Consider the following 19,995-nt stretch of genomic DNA (forward strand, 5'->3'; position numbering starts at 1 on the left):
CTTTCGGGGCGCAGTCGTAAAGCGTGGCCATGTTTACAGTTGCCGCACTCTATCACTTCACCCGCTTTTCCGACCCTGATGGGTTGCGCCCCCCGCTTGTCGACTTGTGCGAGCGCGAAGGGATCCGTGGCACCTTGCTGGTCGCCAAGGAAGGCATCAACGGGACCGTCGCCGGCAGCCGCGCCGGTATTGATGCTTTGTTGGCACATCTGAGGAGTCTCCCCGGCTGCGCAGATCTCGAACACAAGGAATCTACAGCGACGGAAATGCCATTCAACCGCATGAAAGTGCGGCTTAAGCGCGAGATCGTCACGATGGGGCAACCCGATGTTGATCCGCTTGCAGGCACCGGGCACTATGTTAAGCCCGCCGACTGGAACGCGCTTATTCAAGCTGGAGATGTCGCAGTGATCGACACCCGCAACGACTACGAAGTGGCCATCGGCACCTTCGAGGGGGCGATTGACCCGAAAACCAAGAGCTTTGGAGAATTTCCGGCTTGGTGGCAGGAAAACAAGCACCGCTTTCACAATAAGCGGGTTGCGATGTTTTGTACGGGCGGCATTCGATGCGAAAAATCTACCAACTACTTGCTGGGGCAAGGTGTTGAAGAGGTCTACCACCTTCAAGGTGGTATCCTGAAGTATTTGGAAGAAGTGCCGGAAGAGGACAGCACTTGGAACGGCGAATGCTTTGTCTTTGACGGTCGCGTTTCAGTTGGACATGCACTCAAAGAGGGCGATCTAAAGCTATGCTATGCTTGCCGCCGTCCCTTGCAGCCCGAAGACCTACGCCGCGACGAATACGAGCTTGGTGTGAGCTGTCATCAATGCCTACACGAGACTAGCGCTGGCGATCGGGAGCGATTTCGCGAACGCCAAAAGCAGATCAAGCTGGCCACAAAGCGCGGCGAAAAGCATATCGGCTAAGCGCCACCCAGAGCCTTGCGCAGCCGACGACCAACCGCTTGTGCGCCTCGGTGGGCAATCATTTTTGCCGTAAAATCGTTCCTGAAGAAGCGGAGCAAATCTTCAGATGGAAGAGTGCGCATTCGCGCAATGGATCGATCCCAGTCGTCCGGGCCATAGGCCGCAGCGCGTCGGTTCGCTTCGAAGCCGATCCGGTATTGCAGGGCCAGCTTACGTCGCACGGCTCGTTCCCATTGCGACAATGCCGGTGCCGACCGTTGCCCCAAAGCCAAACCCAAGGCTCGACCCTGTTCAATGCAAATTCGAATGCCTTCGCCCAAGGTTGGCGTCGCCATATTTGCGCTGTCTCCGACCCGAACGACGTTGCCGTAGACCAACTGCGTATCGTACGGCACAGATGGCAGGATACCCGCGTTCACGTGAAAATTCTCTGGATGGGGCAACCCCATTCGCTCAAGTGCATTTCCGTCCAACAGGTCTTGCACAAGCACTTTGGGAGACTGGTTTGACACAGGCTCGATCACACCGACGCCCAGCCTCAGACTGCCCGAGGTAGTCGGGAAGGCCCAACCGTAGCCTGTCTTAACACAAGCGCCGAAGAACAGCACCGCGCGGTCGGGATCGTGGGTCGGAGCAGAAAACTCGTATTCAATTCCGATTCCCCTTCGCGTCGGAGGCACGGCTAGGCCCAAGGCGTTGAGCACTGCGCAATGCCAGCCTGACGCATCCACGATGGTCCGCGATATCACCTCATATTCCTGCCCAGAGGCCCTCAACCGCGACACGATCCGATCACCCTCGCGCCGCGACCCAAGATATTTTGTAGCACAGCGGATCTCGGCCTTGGACTGCGATGCCAGCCAACGATAAAGACTGGTTACGTCCAGAACACCGACCGGTTCCGACGACATATCCAGACTGAGATGCTCATGGTCGGAATAGATGTCAGCGTGATTTACGGGGTGAGCTAGCTCGGTTGGGATACCCAATCGGGCAACGTCACTCATCCAACAGCCGCCAGAGGTTCGAACTGGCACACCGATTTCCCGATCCTGATGGACCAACAGCGCTGACACGCCGTCCGGCAAGGATGACGCCACCGAAAGCCCCGCAGGGCCACCGCCAACAATTAAGATTTCGGTTTCGACACGGTCCGGCATACGCGCTTTTCGCATGCCTTAGCGGGCATGCGCCACGGAAAAAAGACTAAGCGCGTCCCGATTTTCTAAGCTCCGAAAGATAGGCCGCCACTTGTCGTGCTGCTGGGCCACGCAGTTTGCGCAGCGCGGTCAGTTGTTCTGCCGCCGGCAACGCAAGAAGGTGCTTCGCAATCAGCGCCGGATGCTGTCTCATGATTTCCGCCTCTCTTCGCTGGAATGACAGACTCGGCTCTGGTGTCGGTGTCCTATCGTCGCTTGCATCTGTGCGGCTCTCAGCGCGGCGCGGCAACTTGGGGTCTGCCAAACGACGCACAAGATTGGCGAGCGCCTTGCTCATATCAGGCGGCGGCACGTTCTTCTCCAGCGGACGAACGGCAGTCCGTGCCAGGTCTTTGAAGAACGGATGTCTGGAGGTTTTCGCAAAGTCGGCGCCAAGCATTGATACAAGCATGCGGGCCTTCTTGACCTGTGCTTGTGTCGGCTCCGACGCCTCTGATTGCTGTGTCGAGCCCTTGGGTTCAGCAGGTTGATGCATTTACATGTAGCTCCTTACAAGTGCGCTTGAGATCAGGCTCCAGCCGTCAGCCACGACAAAGAACGCCAACTTGAATGGCAGCGACACAATGGCCGGTGGCACCATCATCATCCCCATGGACATCAAAACCGCTGACACGACCAAGTCGATGATCAAGAAGGGAAGGAAAACAAGAATATCATTTTCCTGTTTTCGACAACTTCAGAGTCGAGTTTCAACCACACAAAATGGTTCTGGAGCCATTATGACATTTACTCGCAGGGCTTCCCCGAACGCGTGCCATCCTGCCATTAGGATGCAGTCCGTTTCTGCAAGGAACTCGCTAAGGCTTTGCTAATCCAGCTCCTAATGATGTGAACCATTTTATAAAGAACCGATCATATTTTCCTTATAATGGAAGTGCGCGATCCTTGCCCAAGCTTGCCGTTCAAGTCGTAGGTTAGCATTTTATCGTCTTGCACTTGTAGCGACTGAATACGCTGATGAGCAGCGCTTAGACCCAATCGAATAGCGCCGTATAAATTATCTATATCTCTGCAAACATTGAATATTTCGTTCACTTCGCGAGGGGGCATTCTTTTACATTCAACTCTGACATCTTCCAGGGCGCTCTCTTTCTGTGGAAGAATTTTTTCAAGCCGATCATAAGCGCCGGCCTTGAGCGCATTTCGCTCTTGCACAACTAATCTCAAAAGCTTTTTTCCTGCGGACTCGCCAAACTTCATCGAGCTATCTTTCCTCTATACTTTCAGCAAAATGCTCTGCTAAACTTAACCCTCCGCTTTCAACAATAGCCTTTGCATAGTTTTCCCTTAAGAAGGAGTGAAATTGAGCTTCGCCAATTCCTCCGTCAAAACCGCCGCCCTTACCCTCCAACCCAATGAAGGAAAGGATTTCGGTTAAGAACGCCATCTCCAACCCCTTCGCGACACTCGAGATGTCATCTGGCGTCGCTTTAATGCTCTTTTGATCGTGAGAGACTGGTGGATTTGATATTTCCATATTCGAGTGCTCTTTGTTTGAATTTGAAAATTGTTACTCTACAGTCGTAAAGAATAAGTAACCTGTTCCTGCAATTCCTTTTTCAGCGCGGGAACGAAAGACAAGAGATGCAATTCGATTCGGTTAACAATTTGATCTCCCTCCTGATGGGTAAGGTGACTGAACCGATTTCGGCGCAATCAGAATTGATAGCCCCCCTCGAAAAGCTTGATTTCGCCTCTGAACTTACCGGAACAGAACTTCACCGCAGCCTTCAGTCCAACTCCGTGCCTGCCTCTACCAATAACGCCTCCTCGCTTATCGCGCAGTGCGGTATTCCAAATCCGTCTTCGGAAATTGCAGAAGTTGATATTCAATTACCTGAGCTGCATTTGGAAGAAATCCAATTTCCTCCAAATGCAGAATCTCTGGGAGCTTCAGTCTCAAATGAAGTTACAGAACCTAGCTTGCAAAAGCATGCGCCGATGGACGCGCATTTTCCGCTGAGCTCACCCCAAAACGCCCAGACCTCGCCAGCAGCTGCCGAATTCACCAAGAAAGGTCAGGCTTACACTCTATCGCCTCCATCTCCCCAGATCAGCGAAGCCGAACCCCCGCAGCTTCTTGAGGAACCTGAAATAGAGGAAGAGACCAACGCCGTCCTTGTTAAAAATGCACCAAACTCGTTTTCAGTTGTGCCTGCTAAGTCCAGTCCTAAATTATACGAAGAACCAAGCATCGGCGACCGCCCTAGTTCTCGCCTCGACGCAAGCGTAGAGCTTCAGCTCTGCGAGGACGCGGGCAATGGAATAGATCCAATGAAGCAGTCGGTTGCTATTGCGGCACCAATCGAGAGTAGCATGACTATTGAGAGCGATCTCGAAGCGCTTAAGAATAGCGTACCAGCTGTCAATCCCTCTCTAACCCAAGAGGCACTGCTCCCTATTTCGCGGCCCTCAGACCGATCGAATCAAGCGCTCGCGAAAGGCCCCGAAATCGTTCCTCAGCGCGAAGCACATGAGAATGTCGATGCAAAGGCGTCAGAGCCAGTTTCAACAACGACAATTTCTAGCCCCACCGTTCGAATACAGCCAAATCCGAGGCACGTTGTGACCTCCGATGTGGGAAATGGGCCACCTTACCAAGTGCCCCAAAGGGTCGACAGTGCGCCCTTCAGCGTCGAGAAAAGCCCCCAACTATCCTTTGGCATTGGAAAGGGTTCGGGGGAAACCAGCTTGCTCTATCGTATGGAGTTCGCGGCCTTAGGGCAAAACAGTTTGGCCACTTGGCCGATACAGCCTCAATTCCCCTCCCCCATCATCGAACTCTCAGAAGTCAGAAACTCGTCAGAAGTCGCCGCCCCGACCGTCATTGATACGTTCTCAACACCTCCGGCTCGCAACGCTCAGGTGTCTCAGCCAGCTGGACATCACCCCGTCGAACAAAGCTCGCTTCCTGAGCACGTTAATGCCCAAATCCGAACCGCTTTGGCGACAGAGAGGGGGCACGATATTGAGGTCCGACTATCCCCAGACGATTTGGGACGCATTCGAATCGTTTTGTCTCCCAAAGACGGCGGAATCAACGTGTCCGTGTTCTCGGAACGAAACGAAACCTTAGATCTCATACGACGTAACTCAAATCTATTGGAAAACAGCTTTTCTGAGGCCGGGTATGAGGGAGCGACCTTTACATTTGAACAAGACCGATCAGGTCGTGAAGTGACTTATGACAACGTTTCTTCGCCATCCGAAATTGAACCAATCGGCGACGATCAGGTCCCACCCTATCTCGAAACTTATCGCACAGACGACTCATTGGATCTGAGACTATAAGGACCCTTCCCCATGGAACCGATATCTTCTGCCACGTCCCAGACACAAACCGCACAGACCAGCATCCCCGTAACGAGTGCTCTGAGTTCGGATTTTGAAACATTCATAGTGATGTTAACTGCACAGATGGAAAACCAAGACCCACTAAACCCTCTGGATTCTCAAGATTTTGCAACTCAGCTGGCTACATTTTCCGGGGTGGAACAACAAGTAAAAACCAACGACCTCCTAAGTGCTCTCAATTCACAATTACTGACTTCAACCTTAGGCGACATGGCAAGTTGGGTCGGGATGGAGGCGCGGCTCGCTGCGCCCGCCCATTTCAACGGGGTGCCGATCGAAATTGTCGCAAACCCACCAGTTTTTGCCCAGCGCGCGGAGCTGATCGTGAAGGACGAAAGCGGACAGGAAGTTCAACGCCTCGACATTCCAGTCTCAGATGGCCCAATAGACTGGGCGGGCGTAAGCAGCAACGGGCAGCCATTCGAGTATGGAACATACAGCTTTGAAATCGCCTCATACGCCAATGATGAACTCATCGACACTCAAGTGCCCGATGTTTTCACTCGGGTCACAGAAATCCGTACCGTAGACCGGCAAGCTGTTGTTGTGCTGGAAGGTGGGGCAATTTATCCAGCCCTACTTGTCACCGGATTAAGATAACATAGTCCAAAGCACGAGTGCAGAGACCACAGTCGCAACTCCAGCCCCGAAGCTCAAAAAATAGCCAAGTCGCATTTTTGAGTGCGGTTCGCTAGTTTTTTGGCTGGTCCTCGCCAAAGTCGCCTCCATAAGCTGTGGCAGTTTTGGTCCAAATCGTCCCAGGACCTGTACTGTAGAAACGAGATCCCGAATGAAGGCTTTCGGCCCGATATTCTGCTTGATGTAATCCTCCACAACAGGCTGGGCGACTTGCCAGATGTTGATCTGGGGGTGCATCGTCCGCGCAACACCTTCGACGACGACCATTGTCCTTTGTAGCAGGATCAGCTCGGTTCGCGTTTCCATTCCAAATCGCTCAGTCACTTCGAACAAATACGCGAGAAGGCGCCCCATTGAGATCTGCGTAGCGTTCATACCGAAGATCGGCTCTCCGACTGCGCGTAGTGCTTGGGCGAATTCGTCCACATCCCGATCAGGGGGAACATAGCCAGCTTCAAAGTGGACCTCCGCAACGCGCCGATAGTCTTTTCGAATAAAGCCAATAAGGATCTCCGCGTAAACGCGCCTCGTATACTCATCAATCCGACCCATAATGCCGAAATCGTAAGCTATTATATCTCCATCCGAGCTAACCTTCAGGTTGCCCTGATGCATATCAGCGTGAAAGTATCCGTCGTTTAGAGCCTGCCGCAAAAATAGCTGCAGCACTCGCTCGCCAAGCGCTTTGCGATCATGGCCGGCAAGATCAATAGCAGCCACGTCGCCAAATGGGATGCCTTCAGCCCATTCCATTGTCATCACCCGCTTGGCCGATTGAAAGAAGTGAGTTCTAGGAACAACGAAGCCTGCGTCATCCGCAGTTTTCGCGGCATACTCACCCGCTGCCGCCGCCTCCAAGCGCAAATCCAACTCGCCTTGGACAACCCCGTCAAAGTGTTTGATCACGTCGTTTGGATGCAATCGGCGGGAGGCGGGAGAGATTAGTTCAATGATAGACGCCGCGAAATAAAAGGCATCGATATCCTTTCGGAACGCGCGCTCAATCTTTGGCCGCAAAACCTTTACCGCTACCTCTTCCCCTGTTTCGCGCAGCCGCGCCTTGTGTACCTGAGCGATGGAGGCCGCGGCGACGGGTTCGGAGAACTCCGAAAACACATCACCCAATGGAACTCCCAACTCGTGCTCAACTGTCTCTTTGGCTTCCTGAGTGGAGAACGGTGGTAATTTGTCCTGCAGGACACGCAGTTGAAGTGCCAGTTCATCGCCAACAACATCCGGCCGCGTGGACAGCACTTGGCCAAATTTGATGTAAGCAGGCCCTAAAGCTGTCAGCGCTCGCGTTGCGGGCGGCATCGATGGGTCACCCTTGTGGCCGAGCCAAGCAAAGGGCCACGCCAGGACCCGAGCAACCATACGAAGCGACGGCGGCGCATCGAAAGCATCAAGAACCAGCCCCATTGCACCAGTTCGCTCTAAAGTCGCCCCTGTCCGGATGAGGCGCCAGATGTTGTGAGGACCGCGCACTTAAATTTTCCAGCCTGAATGCAAAGCCGCCACACCGAATGTCATATTTCGGTAGCTGACATTCTCGAAACCGGCTGCCCGGATCATCGCGGCAAACGTATCCTGATCCGGAAACTTGCGAATGGACTCGACCAGATACTGATAGCTTTCGCTATCTCCGGCGATCGCTTTTCCCATTTTTGGAATCACATTGAACGAATAAAGGTCATAGGCCTTCTGCATCATAGGGTTGGGAAGTTGCGAAAACTCCAGCACCATGAGGCGCCCACCAGGTTTGAGGACACGGTAAGCCTCGGACAGGGCATCCGCGATGCGCGTCACGTTCCGAATGCCGAAGCTGATCGTGTAAACATCGAAGCTGTTGTCGTCGAATGGCAAGGCCATTGCGTCCCCAACAACCCAATCCAGGCTACCTGACATCGCTGAGGCTTCTGCGCGTTTCCGCCCCTCAACCAACATCGACTCAGTCATATCCAGCACGACGGCCTCTGCCCCCCCGGCCCGTTTCAGAAAGCGAAACGACACGTCCCCTGTGCCTCCCGCAACATCCAACAAGCGTTGACCTGGTCTTGGGGCCAGCCAATCCATCATCGCATCTTTCCAGATGCGATGAACCCCACCAGACATAACGTCGTTCATGATGTCATATTTGGAGGCAACATTGGTGAACACACCATGCACCATTCCCGCCTTCTGATCTTCGGGAACATCTACGAATCCAAAATGCGTGGTTTTTTGCGAATCTTCGGCCATATGCTCTTGTAGTCCTTACAGTCTCACCCCTGTTATAGGCTCAGCTTGCTGGGTTACAATGCGACCCAAAGGAACCAAGGGAATCCCGTGCCAGAACTGCCAGAAGTTGAAACCGTGAAACGAGGCCTTCAACCCGTGATGGAAGGCGAAAAAATCGACTATGTTGAGGTCAATCGGCCAAACTTGCGCTGGCCGTTTCCCGAGAACATGGCAGAGCGCCTTGCTGGGCGTACGATTACGCTCCTACGTCGGAGGTCAAAGTACCTTTTAGCCGACCTCGACAGCGGTGAGACACTTATCATCCATTTAGGCATGTCAGGGCGCATGCTGATCGAACACGCAGACACCGCGCATTTTCATAACGGCGCGACGATCGCCCAGAAGCACGATCATGTCGTTTTTCATATGGAGGACAGCACTCGGATCGCTTTCAACGATGCGCGCAGATTTGGCGCAATGGATCTCACATCTACCCAAAGCGTTGAGCAACATTGGCTAATCAGCAAACTCGGGCCAGAGCCGCTTGGGAACGAGTTCAGCGAGAGCTATCTGACAAATGCGCTGCAAAAGAAGAGCGCTCCTATAAAGACGGCGCTACTGGACCAACACATCGTCGCGGGCTTGGGGAACATCTATGTCTGTGAAGTATTGTTCAGAACCGCGATCTCTCCCAAACGGAAAGCCTCAAATCTGAGCGCGAATCGCGCAGGATCGTTGGTCCCGGCAATTCGGGAGGTACTGTCTGAGGCCATCCATTCTGGTGGCTCCTCCTTGCGAGACCACCGCCAAACCAATGGAGACTTAGGCTACTTTCAGCACAACTTCGCCGTCTATGACCGGGAGGGAGAGCCGTGCAGGAACGATTGTGGAAGCAAGATCTTCAGGATCGTGCAATCCGGTCGTTCGAGCTTTTACTGCCCAAAATGTCAAAGATGAATTGATCCTGCGTGCGAACATGATACGTCTCATGTCCTGCTAGAAATGAGGTTCCGTCATGGCATTCAAGACAATTATTGTTGAAATTGAAGAGCATATCGCTCTGATCAAGCTGAATCGCCCTGATGCCTTGAACGCGCTCAACGCGACTTTGCTGACGGAGCTTTCACAAGCACTGTCCGAAGCCAACAAGAACAACAAGGTTCGCTGTATTGTTTTGACCGGGTCTGAGAAGGCCTTCGCAGCGGGCGCGGACATCACGGAAATGGCCGACAAGTCGTTCGTTGACGTCTTTGGCAACGACCTGTTCTCAGAATTTCCGAATATCTTTCTGCGCGTCCGCAAACCGATCATTGCAGCAGTTTCGGGCTACGCATTGGGGGGCGGGTGCGAACTGGCCATGATGTGCGATTTCATTATTGCTGCTGAAACTGCCAAGTTCGGTCAACCTGAAATCAACTTAGGCGTTATGGCGGGCCTCGGCGGTTCGCAACGGCTGACACGGTTCGTTGGGAAATCCAAAGCGATGGACATGAACCTGACTGGCCGGTTCATGGATGCAGACGAAGCAGAGCGTTCAGGCTTGGTCAGCCGTGTCGTTCCGGCAAAACGCTTGATTGCTGAGGCAATGTCAGCAGCCGCCAAAATTGCAGAAAAATCTTCTCTTGCCACGATGGCTGTGAAGGAATCTGTAAACAGGAGCTATGAGACCACTCTCAACGAGGGCCTGCTGTTCGAGCGTCGCGTTTTTCACTCTCTTTTCGCGACTGAGGATCAAGTGGAAGGCATGGCTGCGTTCGTCGAAAAGCGCGAACCTCAGTTCCGCGACAAGTAAGGCGATTTAAGGCGTTGACTTGCCCGTGAGTCGGCCCTAGAAGCGCAATCTCAGATTTACACACCGAACCATCGGGGTCCTTAAGTATGGCTAATTCGCCTCAAGCAAAAAAGCGCGCGCGTCAAACCGAACGCCGCACCGAAGTGAACAAAGCGCGTCGGTCGCGCATCCGCACTTTCCTGCGCAAAGTGGAAGAAGCCATTACGTCTGGTGATTCTTCCGCTGCCAAGGATGCACTCAAGTCCGCTCAGCCAGAGCTGATGCGCGGCGTGTCCAAAGGCGTGATGCACAAAAACACCGCATCGCGCAAAATGTCCCGCCTTTCCTCGCGGGTCAAAGCACTCGGCTAATACCGCCTTCGTCGGTATGGAAGCATCTTAGGAACGCGCCTCTCAGGCGCGTTTTTTTTATGTTCTAAAGGGTTACCAACCTTGAAACTGAGCCGTTCTAGATTCGGGATCACACTAAGTATGAGTCAAGCGCGAAGATAAGTTGCGAGAGCCCCCTCCCAGTCGCTATCCATGACGAGCGATTCACTTAGTCTCGGGGGGACAATGGAATGAGCACGGACACCGGTCCGGCTGTGCAAGAGTTGCTGCCAACTCAAGCATGGGGCCTATTGGAAAGTAACCCAAACGCTGTGCTCATCGACGTCAGGACAAAGGCCGAATGGTCCTTTGTAGGGAAGCCTGATCTGTCGACTCTAAATCGTTCGGTCCTTGAGATCGAGTGGTCTAGATATCCTGATATGTCCGTTAATCCGCGGTTCGTTGAAGAAATGATTGAAGCCTTTGAGGACAGCACGCCGACTCAGGTTTTATTCATTTGCAGGTCTGGTGCGCGCTCGATGAGCGCTGCCAGAGCGGTGCAGGAGTCTCTGGCTGGAGAGATGCATCGTTTTGACCTGTTCAACGTGGCCGAGGGCTTCGAAGGCGATTTGGATTCAAAGAAACATCGGGGGGGCCTGAACGGTTGGAAGGCCCACGGATTGCCATGGAGGCAATCCTGATCTGCGGAACGGGTAAAAGATGACTAACGAGACTTGGGGCCAAGCGCGTGAAACACTGCAAACAACAATCGGGAAGAACAATTATCAAACTTGGATTGAACCACTGACATTTGTTTCCTGCGAGGGTGGCGTTGCTGAGTTCGGTGTTCAAACCAGTTTCCAAGGCGATTGGGTTTCGCGAAACTTTGGAGATGAGATTCTTCGCCAGTTTGACAAGTTGGGCGCGCCAGTCGACCGTTTAAAGTTCTCAGTCCAAGCCAAACGTCCTGCTGCAGCGCAACCTGATCAAGCACCCGAGCGTTTTACTGCGAAGCCAAGCCGTTCATACCAAATCACCGACGATTCAGTCCTCGGCGCGCCACTCGACAAGCGCTTCACTTTTGATAGCTTCGTGGTGGGTAAACCCAACGAGCTGGCGCATGCCGCTGCTCGACGTGTCGCTGAGGGTGGACCTGTCAGCTTTAACCCATTGTTTTTGTATGGTGGCGTCGGCCTCGGCAAAACACACTTGATGCACGCAATTGCGTGGGAGCTGCAAAAACGCTCCCCAGAGCTCAAGGTTGTGTATCTGTCTGCCGAGCAGTTCATGTATCGCTTCATTCAGGCGCTACGCGACAAGCAGATGATGGATTTCAAGAGCCTCTTCCGCTCTGTCGACGTCTTGATGGTCGACGATGTGCAATTCATTGCTGGCAAAGACAGCACTCAGGACGAATTCTTTCACACATTTAACGCGCTCATCGACCAGCAGAAACAAATCATCATCTCTGCCGATCGCGCGCCGGGTGAAATCGACGGTCTTGAAGAGCGCATCCGCTCCCGCCTGCAATGGGGCTTGGTCGTTGACCTGCACCCAACCGATTACGAGTTACGCCTCGGGATTCTACAGCAGAAAGTCGAGCAGTATCGCAGCCAGTATCAAGAGCTGAAGATCACGGACGGTGTGCTTGAGTTCCTTGCTCACCGCATCTCCAACAATGTCCGCGTGCTTGAAGGAGCTTTGACGCGACTTTTCGCTCTAGCCTCGTTGGTTGGCCGTGAAATCACGCTGGAAATGACGCAGGAAAGCCTTGCTGACATTCTGCGGCAGTCGGATCGTAAGGTTACGATGGACGAAATCATGCGTAAGACATGCGATTACTACAACGTACGCATGTCCGACCTGCTTTCGCCAAAGCGCTCTCGCAACATTGCGCGCCCGCGTCAAATGGCGATGTGGCTGGCAAAACAACTCACACAGCGCTCTTATCCCGAGATCGGAAAGCGCTTTGGCAACCGTGATCACACGACGGTTATCCATGCGGTGCGCAAGATTGACGAGCTTAAAGCGCAGGACGCTCAGGTCGCGGAAGATGCAGAACTGCTTCGCCGCATGTTGGAAGCCTAATTGGCTTGACGCCCCCGCGATAAAAGCGGACTTTTCAACAAATTGTTTGCATAAGCGGGCGGAGAGGATACCTTCTCCGCCCCAACTATCTTCGAAAGAGGGACGGATATGAAAATCAGTGTCGAGCGTAGCGCCCTGCTCAAGGCTGTGAGCCAGGCCCAGTCTGTGGTTGAGCGCCGCAACACGATTCCAATTCTGGCGAACGTGCTGATCGAAGCGGAAGGGAATGATGTCTCATTCCGCGCGACAGATCTCGACATTGAAGTCGTGGACAAAGCCCCGGCGCAAGTTGAGCGCCCTGGGGCCACGACCGTCTCAGCGACGACGTTGCACGAGATCGTGCGTAAATTGCCTGACGGCGCGTTGGTATCGCTGACCGACGACGGCACCTCTGGTCGCCTTGCCGTGGAAGCAGGCCGGTCCAACTTCTCGCTTGCAACGCTTCCCAAAGAAGACTTTCCGGTCATGGCGTCGTCTGAGTATCAATCGAACTTCTCCGCCCCTGCCGCAGTCTTGCGCCGACTGTTCGACAAGTCGAAATTTGCCATCTCAACTGAAGAAACAAGATACTATTTGAATGGTGTCTATATGCACGTTGCGGATTCAGACGGTGGAAAAGTGCTGCGCTGTGTCGCGACTGACGGACACCGGTTGGCGCGCATCGACGCGGACCTGCCGAACGGCGCAGCAGACATGCCCGGGGTTATCGTCCCACGCAAAACTGTTGCAGAACTGCGTAAGCTACTGGACGACGATGAGATGCAGATCGCTGTATCAGTGTCCGAAACGAAAGTACGCTTTGCGACACCCGACATCACTCTGACCTCCAAGGTGATTGACGGCACCTTCCCAGACTACACGCGCGTGATTCCACAAGGGAACACGCGCAAGCTCGAAGTCGATGCTGGCGAGTTCGCCAAAGCGGTAGACCGCGTTGCAACAGTGTCTTCGGAACGTTCACGTGCCGTTAAGCTCTCGCTGCATGAGGATCGACTGATCCTCTCCGTCAATGCCCCTGACAGCGGTGCTGCCGAAGAAGAGCTTGCCGTTGCCTACGGCGACGAGCCTCTCGAAATCGGCTTCAACGCAAAGTATCTGCTTGAAATCGCAGGGCAGGTTGACCGCGAGAATGCTGTTTTCATGTTCAATTCCGCGGGTGATCCAACCCTGATGCGTGAGGGCAATGACCATTCGGCCGTCTACGTCGTGATGCCTATGCGCGTTTAACGCGCAATCATGGCGGGGCTGTATCTCTCTGCGTTAACTCTGTCCCATTTCAGGTCCCACCGTCGTGTGGAGCTAGAACTCGACAACCGTCCAATCGCGATTTTCGGCTCCAATGGGGCAGGGAAAACCAACATTCTCGAAGCAATTTCGCTGCTGTCGCCTGGCCGTGGCCTTCGGCGCGCCAAAGCCGATGAAATCGCCCGCGCACCCGAAGCCCTAGGCTGGAAAGTTTCGTCGGTTTTGCACAGTCTCGGTCAGATTCACGAGATTGACACCAGCGCCGAGAGTGGCAGTAACCGCACGGTCAAGATCGATGGCAAGACGGCTCCTCAGGTCGCTTTAGGGAAGGTTGCCCGTATAGTTTGGTTGGTTCCTGCTATGGACAGGCTTTGGCTCGAAGGGGCCGAAGGAAGGCGTAGGTTCCTTGACAGGATCACCCTAAGTTTCGAACCTAAACATGCGGAACTCTCAGTTTCATATGAGAAGGCGATGCGAGAACGGAACAGGCTGCTGAAAGACATGGTGCGCGACTCAATGTGGTATGGTGCGCTTGAAGCACAGATGGCAAAGGCAGGCGCACAGATCATAGCGAACCGCACCGCAGCGCTGAACCGCCTCAAGACAGCAATGGAAAGCGCCCATACTTCTTTCCCGACCGCTGAGCTATCGATCGAGAACCCTGATGATAGCGATTTCATCGATGGTCCCGATGCTTTGCTTGCCGCCTTTCAGGCCTCCCGAACAATGGACCTGCGGGCTGGCCGCACATTGGTTGGACCGCACCGTGCCGACATGCAAGCGATCTACGAGGCAAAGAACATAGAAGCGAAGCAATGCTCCACTGGCGAACAGAAAGCGTTGCTCCTGTCTTTGATCCTGGCAAATGCTCGCGCGCTATCCGAAGATTTTGGCGCTGCGCCCATTATCCTGCTGGATGAGGTTGCGGCACATCTTGATTCAGGGCGACGTGCGGCCCTGTATGACGAAATATGCGCCCTAGGCGCGCAGGCTTGGATGACTGGAACAGGGGCCGAACTGTTCGAAGAACTCGGTGATCGCGCACAGCAATTTGAAGTTTCGGATGACGGTGGCACGTCACTGGTTGAACTTAGATGAGGCTGATTGTAGCGAAGTCAGCACGCGATCCATTCTTTTGTTGCTACAAATGACAATCACACCGATCGAGTTCCTGTTTTACGCGGGCGGACTCTTCGTCCTTTTCCTTACCCCCGGCCCTGTTTGGGTCGCCCTGTTGGCGCGTGCAATGTCAGGCGGATTTAGGTCAGCTTGGCCGTTGGCCTTTGGCGTCGTCGTAGGAGATGTAATCTGGCCGCTGATAGCAGTTTTGGGCGTGTCATGGATTGTCGATCAGGCGAGCTGGTTCATGGACGCCCTCAAGTGGGTCGCAGCCGCGATGTTCATTGCTATGGGCGCCCTACTGATCAGGCACGCGGATAAGGAGTTGTCCGAAAACTCCAGCCTGACACGTCCTGGCATGTGGGCAGGCTTTATTGCAGGCGTTGTCGTGATCATGTCCAATCCCAAGGCAGTCCTGTTCTACATGGGGGTGCTACCGGGCTTCTTCGACCTGACCCAAGTCACTCGCTGGGATATTGCGGCAATCTGCGTCCTCAGCTTTCTCGTTCCCTTGTTGGGCAATCTTGTGCTCGCCGCATCGGTCGATAGAGTCAGGGGCCTGCTAAAAGCACCAGGCGCCGTAAGGAGGATAAACGTTGTTGCAGGATGGCTTCTGATCGGCGTGGGCGCTGTAATCGTCATGACGTAATAGCACCGCTGGCAGCCGTCTTGCGTGCGTATGTAAGACTAATTTTACCGTTGGCTCTGTCGCCAAAATTCGTCGCGTCGCCAGACACAATATCTTGCGTCAATTGCGTGACATCCCTCCGCAAAAAGCCTATATTTCGCGCAACTAAAGCGGGAAAGACCTCATGTCCGACGAGCAAGAAAAACAAGCCGAATACGGCGCCGATTCCATCAAAGTTCTTAAAGGCTTAGAGGCGGTACGAAAACGTCCGGGTATGTATATCGGGGATACCGATGACGGCTCTGGTTTGCACCACATGGTTTATGAGGTCGTAGACAACGGAATTGATGAGGCCCTGGCCGGTCATGCCGATGCGGTGAACGTCAAAATCCATGCTGACAGCTCGGTTTCGGTCAGTGACAACGGGCGTGGGATTCCTGTCGGTATCCACGAGGAAGAAGGCGTCTCAGCTGCAGAAGTTATCATGACGCAGCTGCACGCCGGCGGCAAATTCGACAGCAATTCCTACAAAGTGTCCGGCGGCCTGCACGGCGTGGGCGTGTCTGTTGTGAACGCGCTATCCAACTGGCTGGAATTGCGCATTTGGCGCGAAGGCAAAGAGCACATCGCTCGCTTCGAGCACGGCGACACTGTAAAGCATCTGGAGGTCGTAGGCCCCACAGATCGGACTGGAACCGAAGTTCGTTTCATGGCTTCGACCGATACGTTCTCCAACCGTGATTACATTTTCGAAACGCTTGAAAAACGCCTTCGTGAGCTGGCCTTCTTGAATTCTGGCGTGCGCATTATTTTGGAAGATGAGCGCCCTGCCGAAGCCTTACGCAGCGAGCTATTCTATGAGGGCGGCGTCAAGGAGTTCGTGAAGTATCTGGATCGCTCCAAAAGCTCCATCATGTCCGAACCGATCTACGTGGTCGGCGAGAAGGATGACATCGGCGTAGAAGTCGCAATGTGGTGGAACGACAGCTACAACGAAATGGTATTGCCGTTCACAAACAACATCCCACAACGCGATGGTGGAACGCATATGGCGGGCTTTCGTGGTGCGTTGACGCGAACAATCAATAACTACGCGCAGACCTCAGGGATCGCGAAGAAGGAGAAAATCTCCTTCACCGGCGACGACGCCCGAGAAGGGCTAACCTGTGTGCTTTCCGTGAAAGTGCCCGATCCGAAATTCTCGTCGCAGACCAAAGACAAGCTTGTGTCATCCGAAGTACGCCCTGCCGTCGAAGGGCTGATGAACGAAAAGCTAGCTGAGTGGTTCGAAGAGAACCCGAACGAAGCCCGGATCATCGTTTCAAAGATCGTAGAGGCAGCACAAGCCCGCGAAGCCGCACGAAAAGCCCGCGAACTCACACGACGCAAAAACCCGATGGATATGAATTTTCTATCCTCAAAGCTCAAAGACTGCTCGGACAAGGACCCGTCCAAAACAGAGATATTTCTAGTGGAGGGTGACTCTGCCGGCGGCTCTGCCCAAACGGGTCGGGACCGACAGACGCAAGCTATCCTGCCGCTCAAGGGTAAGATTCTGAACGTGGAGCGCGCGCGATTTGACCGGATGCTCGGCAGCCAAGAAATTGGCAATATGGTCATGGCGCTTGGTACAGGGATCGGTCGCGACGAGTTCGACATCTCTAAATTACGCTATCATAAGATTGTCATCATGACCGATGCAGACGTCGATGGTGCCCACATCCGCACGCTGCTTCTGACCTTCTTTTATCGACAGATGCCGCAACTGATTGAGCAAGGTCACCTCTACATCGCCCAGCCGCCGCTTTATAAAGTGGCCCGTGGTCGGTCCGAGGTTTACCTCAAGGATCAGTCCTCGATGGAAGATTACTTGATTGAACAAGGTGTCGACGGGGCAGTTCTGAAACTTGCATCTGGTGAAGAGATTGTCGGCCAAGACCTCATGCGGGTGATCGAAGAGGCACGCACGGTTCGCCGCATTTTGCAGGCCTTCCCGACCCATTACCCGCAGCATATCCTTGAGCAATCCGCCATCGCAGGTGCTTTCGAGCCGGGTCAGGTGGATGCCGATTTGCAGGGCGTCGCCAACACGGTCGCCGCACGTTTGGACCTGATCGCTCTGGAATACGAAAAAGGCTGGCAAGGTCGTCCGACGCAAGACAAAGGCATCCGTCTATGGCGCGTTCTGCGAGGCGTCGACGAAGTGCGTGTGTTGGATGGTGGCGTTCTTCGCTCTGGCGAGGCGCGTCGCCTTGGCCAGTTGACCGAAAGCCTGCAAGAGACCTACGGCAAGCCGGCGAAACTTGTTCGCAAAGATCGCGAGCAGCCAGTTTACGGCCCAATCGACCTTCTGCAATCAATTCTTGAAGAGGGTGAAAAGGGTCTGTCCCTGCAGCGCTATAAGGGCCTGGGCGAAATGAACCCGGAACAGTTGTGGGAAACCACCTTGGATCCTGATGCGCGAACTCTTTTGCAGGTGAAAGTTGATGATATGGCGGAAGCTGACGACATCTTCACCAAGCTCATGGGCGACGTGGTGGAGCCGAGACGCGACTTCATCCAGACCAACGCACTCAGCGTGGAAAATCTCGACTTCTAAGCTCGGCAACAGTCGCTAAAGATTCGTGATTGCGAAGCGAAGTTGCGCAGTCTTGGACCGCACCAATGTAGGGGCCGAAATTCTTTTGGTCTCTACATATCACTGTCGCGGAACAAAAATCCTCGATTATTCAATCACTACGAGCAGGAACCGGCCGGATCCGCGCCCTTTCGAAACTGAAAACAAGCGCGGCTCCCTTGCTTTAAAGGCCATTTCTCGCGAAGCTGGGGTATTATCCAAATGTGTGAGTTTGACCAATGCCCTTCGTACCCGCCCCAAATCCCGATCAGCGCTATGTCTTTTTTGGCGATAGTTTGTCCGACGACGGCAACCTTTACGCAGCATCCGACGGACTTTTACCCGACCCAATTCGGGACACACTGGGCGGCTTCGGCGGGCGCGCCAGCAACGGACCGACCTATGCGGAATATATTGCAGCCCTATCAGGGCTAGGGCCTTCGCTGAATTATGCGATTGCAGGCGGCGAAGCCGCAGGCACTCAGCCAATTGCTGACTTCATCGTCGAAAATGGCTTGGCCGGTGAAGTGATCGTCGGAAATGATGATCCAAGACTTACGTTCGATATGAATCTTGGGGCTCAAGTGGATAGGTTTTCTGCTGACGTCGGCAGTCAGGACCTGAGCGACGTGTCGGCGTTCGTCCTCGTCGGAGCGAATGACTACTTCGCGATCGAGGGCGACAACATCATCTCTGCTGGCCTTGCGCTTCTTGGAACGCTCGATGCCGCTGTAGACGCGACGATAGATTCAGCTTTGGAGTTATCCAACCTCGGCGTGGGGCAAGTCGTAATCTCTTCATTGCCGTCAGCAGGTTTCATTCCCGGCATCACGGGTTTGGGGAGTCTAGCAGTCGACGTTGTCGACTTCCTGATCGACGCCCATAACTCAGGCCTCCAGAATGGCGTGAATAGCCTCGTGGCTCAGGGCATTGACGCCGTTTATCTGGATATGGAAGCGATGACGGCCGCTATTGCGGATGATCCGACGTCGTTTGGCATTTTCGCCCCCCTCTCTTTGACACTTACAAGCGGTGATGTTGCGGCGTTATCCGCATACGACACGGACCAGATCGGTTTTTGGGACAGCATCCACCCGTCAGCTGCAACCCATGGCGTTCTTGGCGCCTACACATCCTTCGCGCTGCAACAGGCGGCGGTTGTTCTGTCTGGTGGAGATAACGCGGAAACACTCGGTGGCGGTAATGACCTGGTTCTGGCGTATGCCGGCGATGACCAGGTGCTTGCCGGCGGCGGTGATGACATTGTCTTCTTGGGCAGCGGAAATGACGCCGCAATGGGCGAAGCCGGCGCTGATCTAATATCTGGCGGCGTTGGGAACGACCTGATTATGGGCGGCGCTGGAAATGATATTCTCTCCGGCGGCCAAGGGAATGATGTCGTCGAAGGCGGCGACGGGAATGACATTCTGATCGATGGCCTGGGAAGTGACACATTGACCGGCGGGGAGGGCGACGATGTCTTCTTCTTCTTTGAGGATGGCCTAATCGCCGGATCCGATGATGGCTTGGTTGATAGCTTCGATGGCGGCAACGGGCAGGACGCTTTGCTTTTGGTCTTGTCACAAGCCACAGTTGATACGCTCGTAGCCAATGGCACCACGTCTGAACCCGATGTCTTCGCGAGCCTCGGCCTCGTTGTTCAGAACATCGAGCAGATCGAGCTGGTGATAGGGTTGGAAGCGTTGGATGGCCTGCAAAACGAAGATTGGTACGTTGAAGCCGATATTTGGGGGCTGCTCTAAGCGGAAAAGCGCTTTTGAAACAGTGCCTAACGCCCAGAATCGCGGGGCGAATTTCGCCAAATCCTCTCTAGAGTCC

The 19,995-nt window shown here is 54.1% G+C and carries 19 protein-coding genes and 1 pseudogene; 13 read left to right on the forward strand and 7 right to left on the reverse strand.

The annotated features are described in order from the left end of the window. Positions 1-29 precede the first annotated feature (29 nt). Complete coding sequence (gene trhO / locus BM352_RS01685; RefSeq protein ID WP_090211680.1) at positions 30-929, forward strand: oxygen-dependent tRNA uridine(34) hydroxylase TrhO; 900 nt, start codon at positions 30-32, stop codon at positions 927-929. Here trhO and BM352_RS01690 read toward each other — a convergent pair. The 5 genes and pseudogenes from BM352_RS01690 to BM352_RS01710 all read right to left on the reverse strand — a co-directional run bounded on the left by BM352_RS01690 (position 926) and on the right by BM352_RS01710 (position 3,536). Then, entirely contained in the window at positions 926-2,104 is a 1,179-nt protein-coding gene (locus BM352_RS01690) for an NAD(P)/FAD-dependent oxidoreductase (RefSeq protein WP_139229770.1), read from the reverse strand. The genes trhO and BM352_RS01690 overlap by 4 nt on opposite strands. Before the next feature lie 31 nt (positions 2,105-2,135). Continuing rightward, entirely contained in the window at positions 2,136-2,624 is a 489-nt protein-coding gene (locus BM352_RS01695; RefSeq protein WP_090211686.1) for a hypothetical protein, read from the reverse strand. Then, positions 2,625-2,798: pseudogene (locus BM352_RS01700) on the reverse strand (flagellar type III secretion system pore protein FliP); the annotation flags it as partial. It abuts the gene before it with no gap. Positions 2,799-3,001: 203 nt separating this feature from the next. Next, positions 3,002-3,349 (reverse strand): hypothetical protein, encoded by a 348-nt coding sequence (locus BM352_RS01705; RefSeq protein ID WP_090211689.1) that lies wholly within the window; start codon positions 3,347-3,349, stop codon positions 3,002-3,004. A gap of 4 nt (positions 3,350-3,353) precedes the next feature. Then, positions 3,354-3,536, reverse strand: coding sequence for a rod-binding protein (locus BM352_RS01710; RefSeq protein ID WP_139229771.1), 183 nt, complete (start codon positions 3,534-3,536; stop codon positions 3,354-3,356). A gap of 236 nt (positions 3,537-3,772) precedes the next feature. On the opposite strand from BM352_RS01710, the gene fliK reads away from it, so the two are divergent. Together fliK and BM352_RS01720 are read left to right on the forward strand one after the other, a co-directional pair. Then, positions 3,773-5,440 carry a flagellar hook-length control protein FliK gene (gene fliK, locus BM352_RS01715; protein WP_175500595.1) on the forward strand — a complete coding sequence of 556 codons (1,668 nt, stop codon included), beginning with the start codon at positions 3,773-3,775 and terminating at the stop codon, positions 5,438-5,440. A gap of 12 nt (positions 5,441-5,452) precedes the next feature. Beyond that, positions 5,453-6,103, forward strand: coding sequence for a flagellar hook capping FlgD N-terminal domain-containing protein (locus BM352_RS01720; RefSeq protein ID WP_090211696.1), 651 nt, complete (start codon positions 5,453-5,455; stop codon positions 6,101-6,103). Here the strand turns inward: BM352_RS01720 and ubiB are convergent. Together ubiB and ubiE are read right to left on the reverse strand one after the other, a co-directional pair. Next, a complete protein-coding gene (ubiB, locus tag BM352_RS01725) occupies positions 6,095-7,627 on the reverse strand; it encodes a 2-polyprenylphenol 6-hydroxylase (protein ID WP_090211698.1) in 1,533 nt (510 codons plus the stop codon). The genes BM352_RS01720 and ubiB overlap by 9 nt on opposite strands. Next, complete coding sequence (gene ubiE, locus BM352_RS01730; RefSeq protein WP_090211701.1) at positions 7,628-8,380, reverse strand: bifunctional demethylmenaquinone methyltransferase/2-methoxy-6-polyprenyl-1,4-benzoquinol methylase UbiE; 753 nt, start codon at positions 8,378-8,380, stop codon at positions 7,628-7,630. Positions 8,381-8,467: 87 nt separating this feature from the next. On the opposite strand from ubiE, the gene mutM reads away from it, so the two are divergent. The 10 genes from mutM to BM352_RS01780 all read left to right on the forward strand — a co-directional run bounded on the left by mutM (position 8,468) and on the right by BM352_RS01780 (position 19,919). Continuing rightward, on the forward strand, positions 8,468-9,316 hold the full coding sequence (gene mutM, locus BM352_RS01735; RefSeq protein WP_090211703.1) for a bifunctional DNA-formamidopyrimidine glycosylase/DNA-(apurinic or apyrimidinic site) lyase: 849 nt from the start codon (positions 8,468-8,470) through the stop codon (positions 9,314-9,316). 58 nt (positions 9,317-9,374) lie between these two features. Then, positions 9,375-10,151 carry an enoyl-CoA hydratase gene (locus BM352_RS01740; RefSeq protein ID WP_090211705.1) on the forward strand — a complete coding sequence of 259 codons (777 nt, stop codon included), beginning with the start codon at positions 9,375-9,377 and terminating at the stop codon, positions 10,149-10,151. Positions 10,152-10,237: 86 nt separating this feature from the next. Further along, on the forward strand, positions 10,238-10,501 hold the full coding sequence (rpsT, locus tag BM352_RS01745) for a 30S ribosomal protein S20 (protein ID WP_090211708.1): 264 nt from the start codon (positions 10,238-10,240) through the stop codon (positions 10,499-10,501). A 209-nt stretch (positions 10,502-10,710) separates the two neighbouring features. Beyond that, positions 10,711-11,160: a rhodanese-like domain-containing protein gene (locus BM352_RS01750; protein ID WP_090211710.1), complete on the forward strand. Its 450-nt coding sequence runs from the start codon at positions 10,711-10,713 to the stop codon at positions 11,158-11,160. A gap of 19 nt (positions 11,161-11,179) precedes the next feature. Then, the gene (dnaA, locus tag BM352_RS01755; protein ID WP_090211712.1) at positions 11,180-12,547 is read left to right on the forward strand and encodes a chromosomal replication initiator protein DnaA; all 1,368 of its coding nucleotides are present in this window, start codon (positions 11,180-11,182) and stop codon (positions 12,545-12,547) included. Between the two features lie 108 nt (positions 12,548-12,655). Next, entirely contained in the window at positions 12,656-13,774 is a 1,119-nt protein-coding gene (dnaN, locus tag BM352_RS01760) for a DNA polymerase III subunit beta (protein WP_090211715.1), read from the forward strand. Between the two features lie 9 nt (positions 13,775-13,783). Further along, a complete protein-coding gene (gene recF, locus BM352_RS01765) occupies positions 13,784-14,890 on the forward strand; it encodes a DNA replication/repair protein RecF (protein WP_090211718.1) in 1,107 nt (368 codons plus the stop codon). Between the two features lie 49 nt (positions 14,891-14,939). Continuing rightward, positions 14,940-15,560: a LysE family translocator gene (locus BM352_RS01770; RefSeq protein WP_090219766.1), complete on the forward strand. Its 621-nt coding sequence runs from the start codon at positions 14,940-14,942 to the stop codon at positions 15,558-15,560. Positions 15,561-15,723: 163 nt separating this feature from the next. Continuing rightward, a complete protein-coding gene (gyrB, locus tag BM352_RS01775; RefSeq protein ID WP_090211720.1) occupies positions 15,724-18,138 on the forward strand; it encodes a DNA topoisomerase (ATP-hydrolyzing) subunit B in 2,415 nt (804 codons plus the stop codon). 257 nt (positions 18,139-18,395) lie between these two features. Further along, positions 18,396-19,919: an SGNH/GDSL hydrolase family protein gene (locus tag BM352_RS01780; protein WP_090211724.1), complete on the forward strand. Its 1,524-nt coding sequence runs from the start codon at positions 18,396-18,398 to the stop codon at positions 19,917-19,919. The last annotated feature ends 76 nt before the right edge of the window (positions 19,920-19,995 follow it).

The sequence above is a fragment of the Litoreibacter janthinus genome (assembly GCF_900111945.1).
Lineage (GTDB): Bacteria > Pseudomonadota > Alphaproteobacteria > Rhodobacterales > Rhodobacteraceae > Litoreibacter > Litoreibacter janthinus.

Bases quoted from the DNA above. Each gene is read 5' to 3' on its own strand.
- recF (WP_090211718.1), top strand. From the start codon at position 13,784: ATGGCGGGGCTGTATCTCTCTGCGTTAACTCTGTCCCATTTCAGGTCC.
- BM352_RS01750 (WP_090211710.1), top strand. From the start codon at position 10,711: ATGAGCACGGACACCGGTCCGGCTGTGCAAGAGTTGCTGCCAACTCAA.
- ubiE (WP_090211701.1), bottom strand. From the start codon at position 8,380: ATGGCCGAAGATTCGCAAAAAACCACGCATTTTGGATTCGTAGATGTT.
- BM352_RS01720 (WP_090211696.1), top strand. From the start codon at position 5,453: ATGGAACCGATATCTTCTGCCACGTCCCAGACACAAACCGCACAGACC.
- rpsT (WP_090211708.1), top strand. From the start codon at position 10,238: ATGGCTAATTCGCCTCAAGCAAAAAAGCGCGCGCGTCAAACCGAACGC.
- BM352_RS01770 (WP_090219766.1), top strand. From the start codon at position 14,940: ATGACAATCACACCGATCGAGTTCCTGTTTTACGCGGGCGGACTCTTC.
- fliK (WP_175500595.1), top strand. From the start codon at position 3,773: ATGGGTAAGGTGACTGAACCGATTTCGGCGCAATCAGAATTGATAGCC.
- dnaN (WP_090211715.1), top strand. From the start codon at position 12,656: ATGAAAATCAGTGTCGAGCGTAGCGCCCTGCTCAAGGCTGTGAGCCAG.
- trhO (WP_090211680.1), top strand. From the start codon at position 30: ATGTTTACAGTTGCCGCACTCTATCACTTCACCCGCTTTTCCGACCCT.
- BM352_RS01780 (WP_090211724.1), top strand. From the start codon at position 18,396: ATGCCCTTCGTACCCGCCCCAAATCCCGATCAGCGCTATGTCTTTTTT.
- BM352_RS01690 (WP_139229770.1), bottom strand. From the start codon at position 2,104: ATGCGAAAAGCGCGTATGCCGGACCGTGTCGAAACCGAAATCTTAATT.
- dnaA (WP_090211712.1), top strand. From the start codon at position 11,180: ATGACTAACGAGACTTGGGGCCAAGCGCGTGAAACACTGCAAACAACA.
- BM352_RS01695 (WP_090211686.1), bottom strand. From the start codon at position 2,624: ATGCATCAACCTGCTGAACCCAAGGGCTCGACACAGCAATCAGAGGCG.
- BM352_RS01740 (WP_090211705.1), top strand. From the start codon at position 9,375: ATGGCATTCAAGACAATTATTGTTGAAATTGAAGAGCATATCGCTCTG.
- BM352_RS01710 (WP_139229771.1), bottom strand. From the start codon at position 3,536: ATGGCGTTCTTAACCGAAATCCTTTCCTTCATTGGGTTGGAGGGTAAG.
- gyrB (WP_090211720.1), top strand. From the start codon at position 15,724: ATGTCCGACGAGCAAGAAAAACAAGCCGAATACGGCGCCGATTCCATC.
- BM352_RS01705 (WP_090211689.1), bottom strand. From the start codon at position 3,349: ATGAAGTTTGGCGAGTCCGCAGGAAAAAAGCTTTTGAGATTAGTTGTG.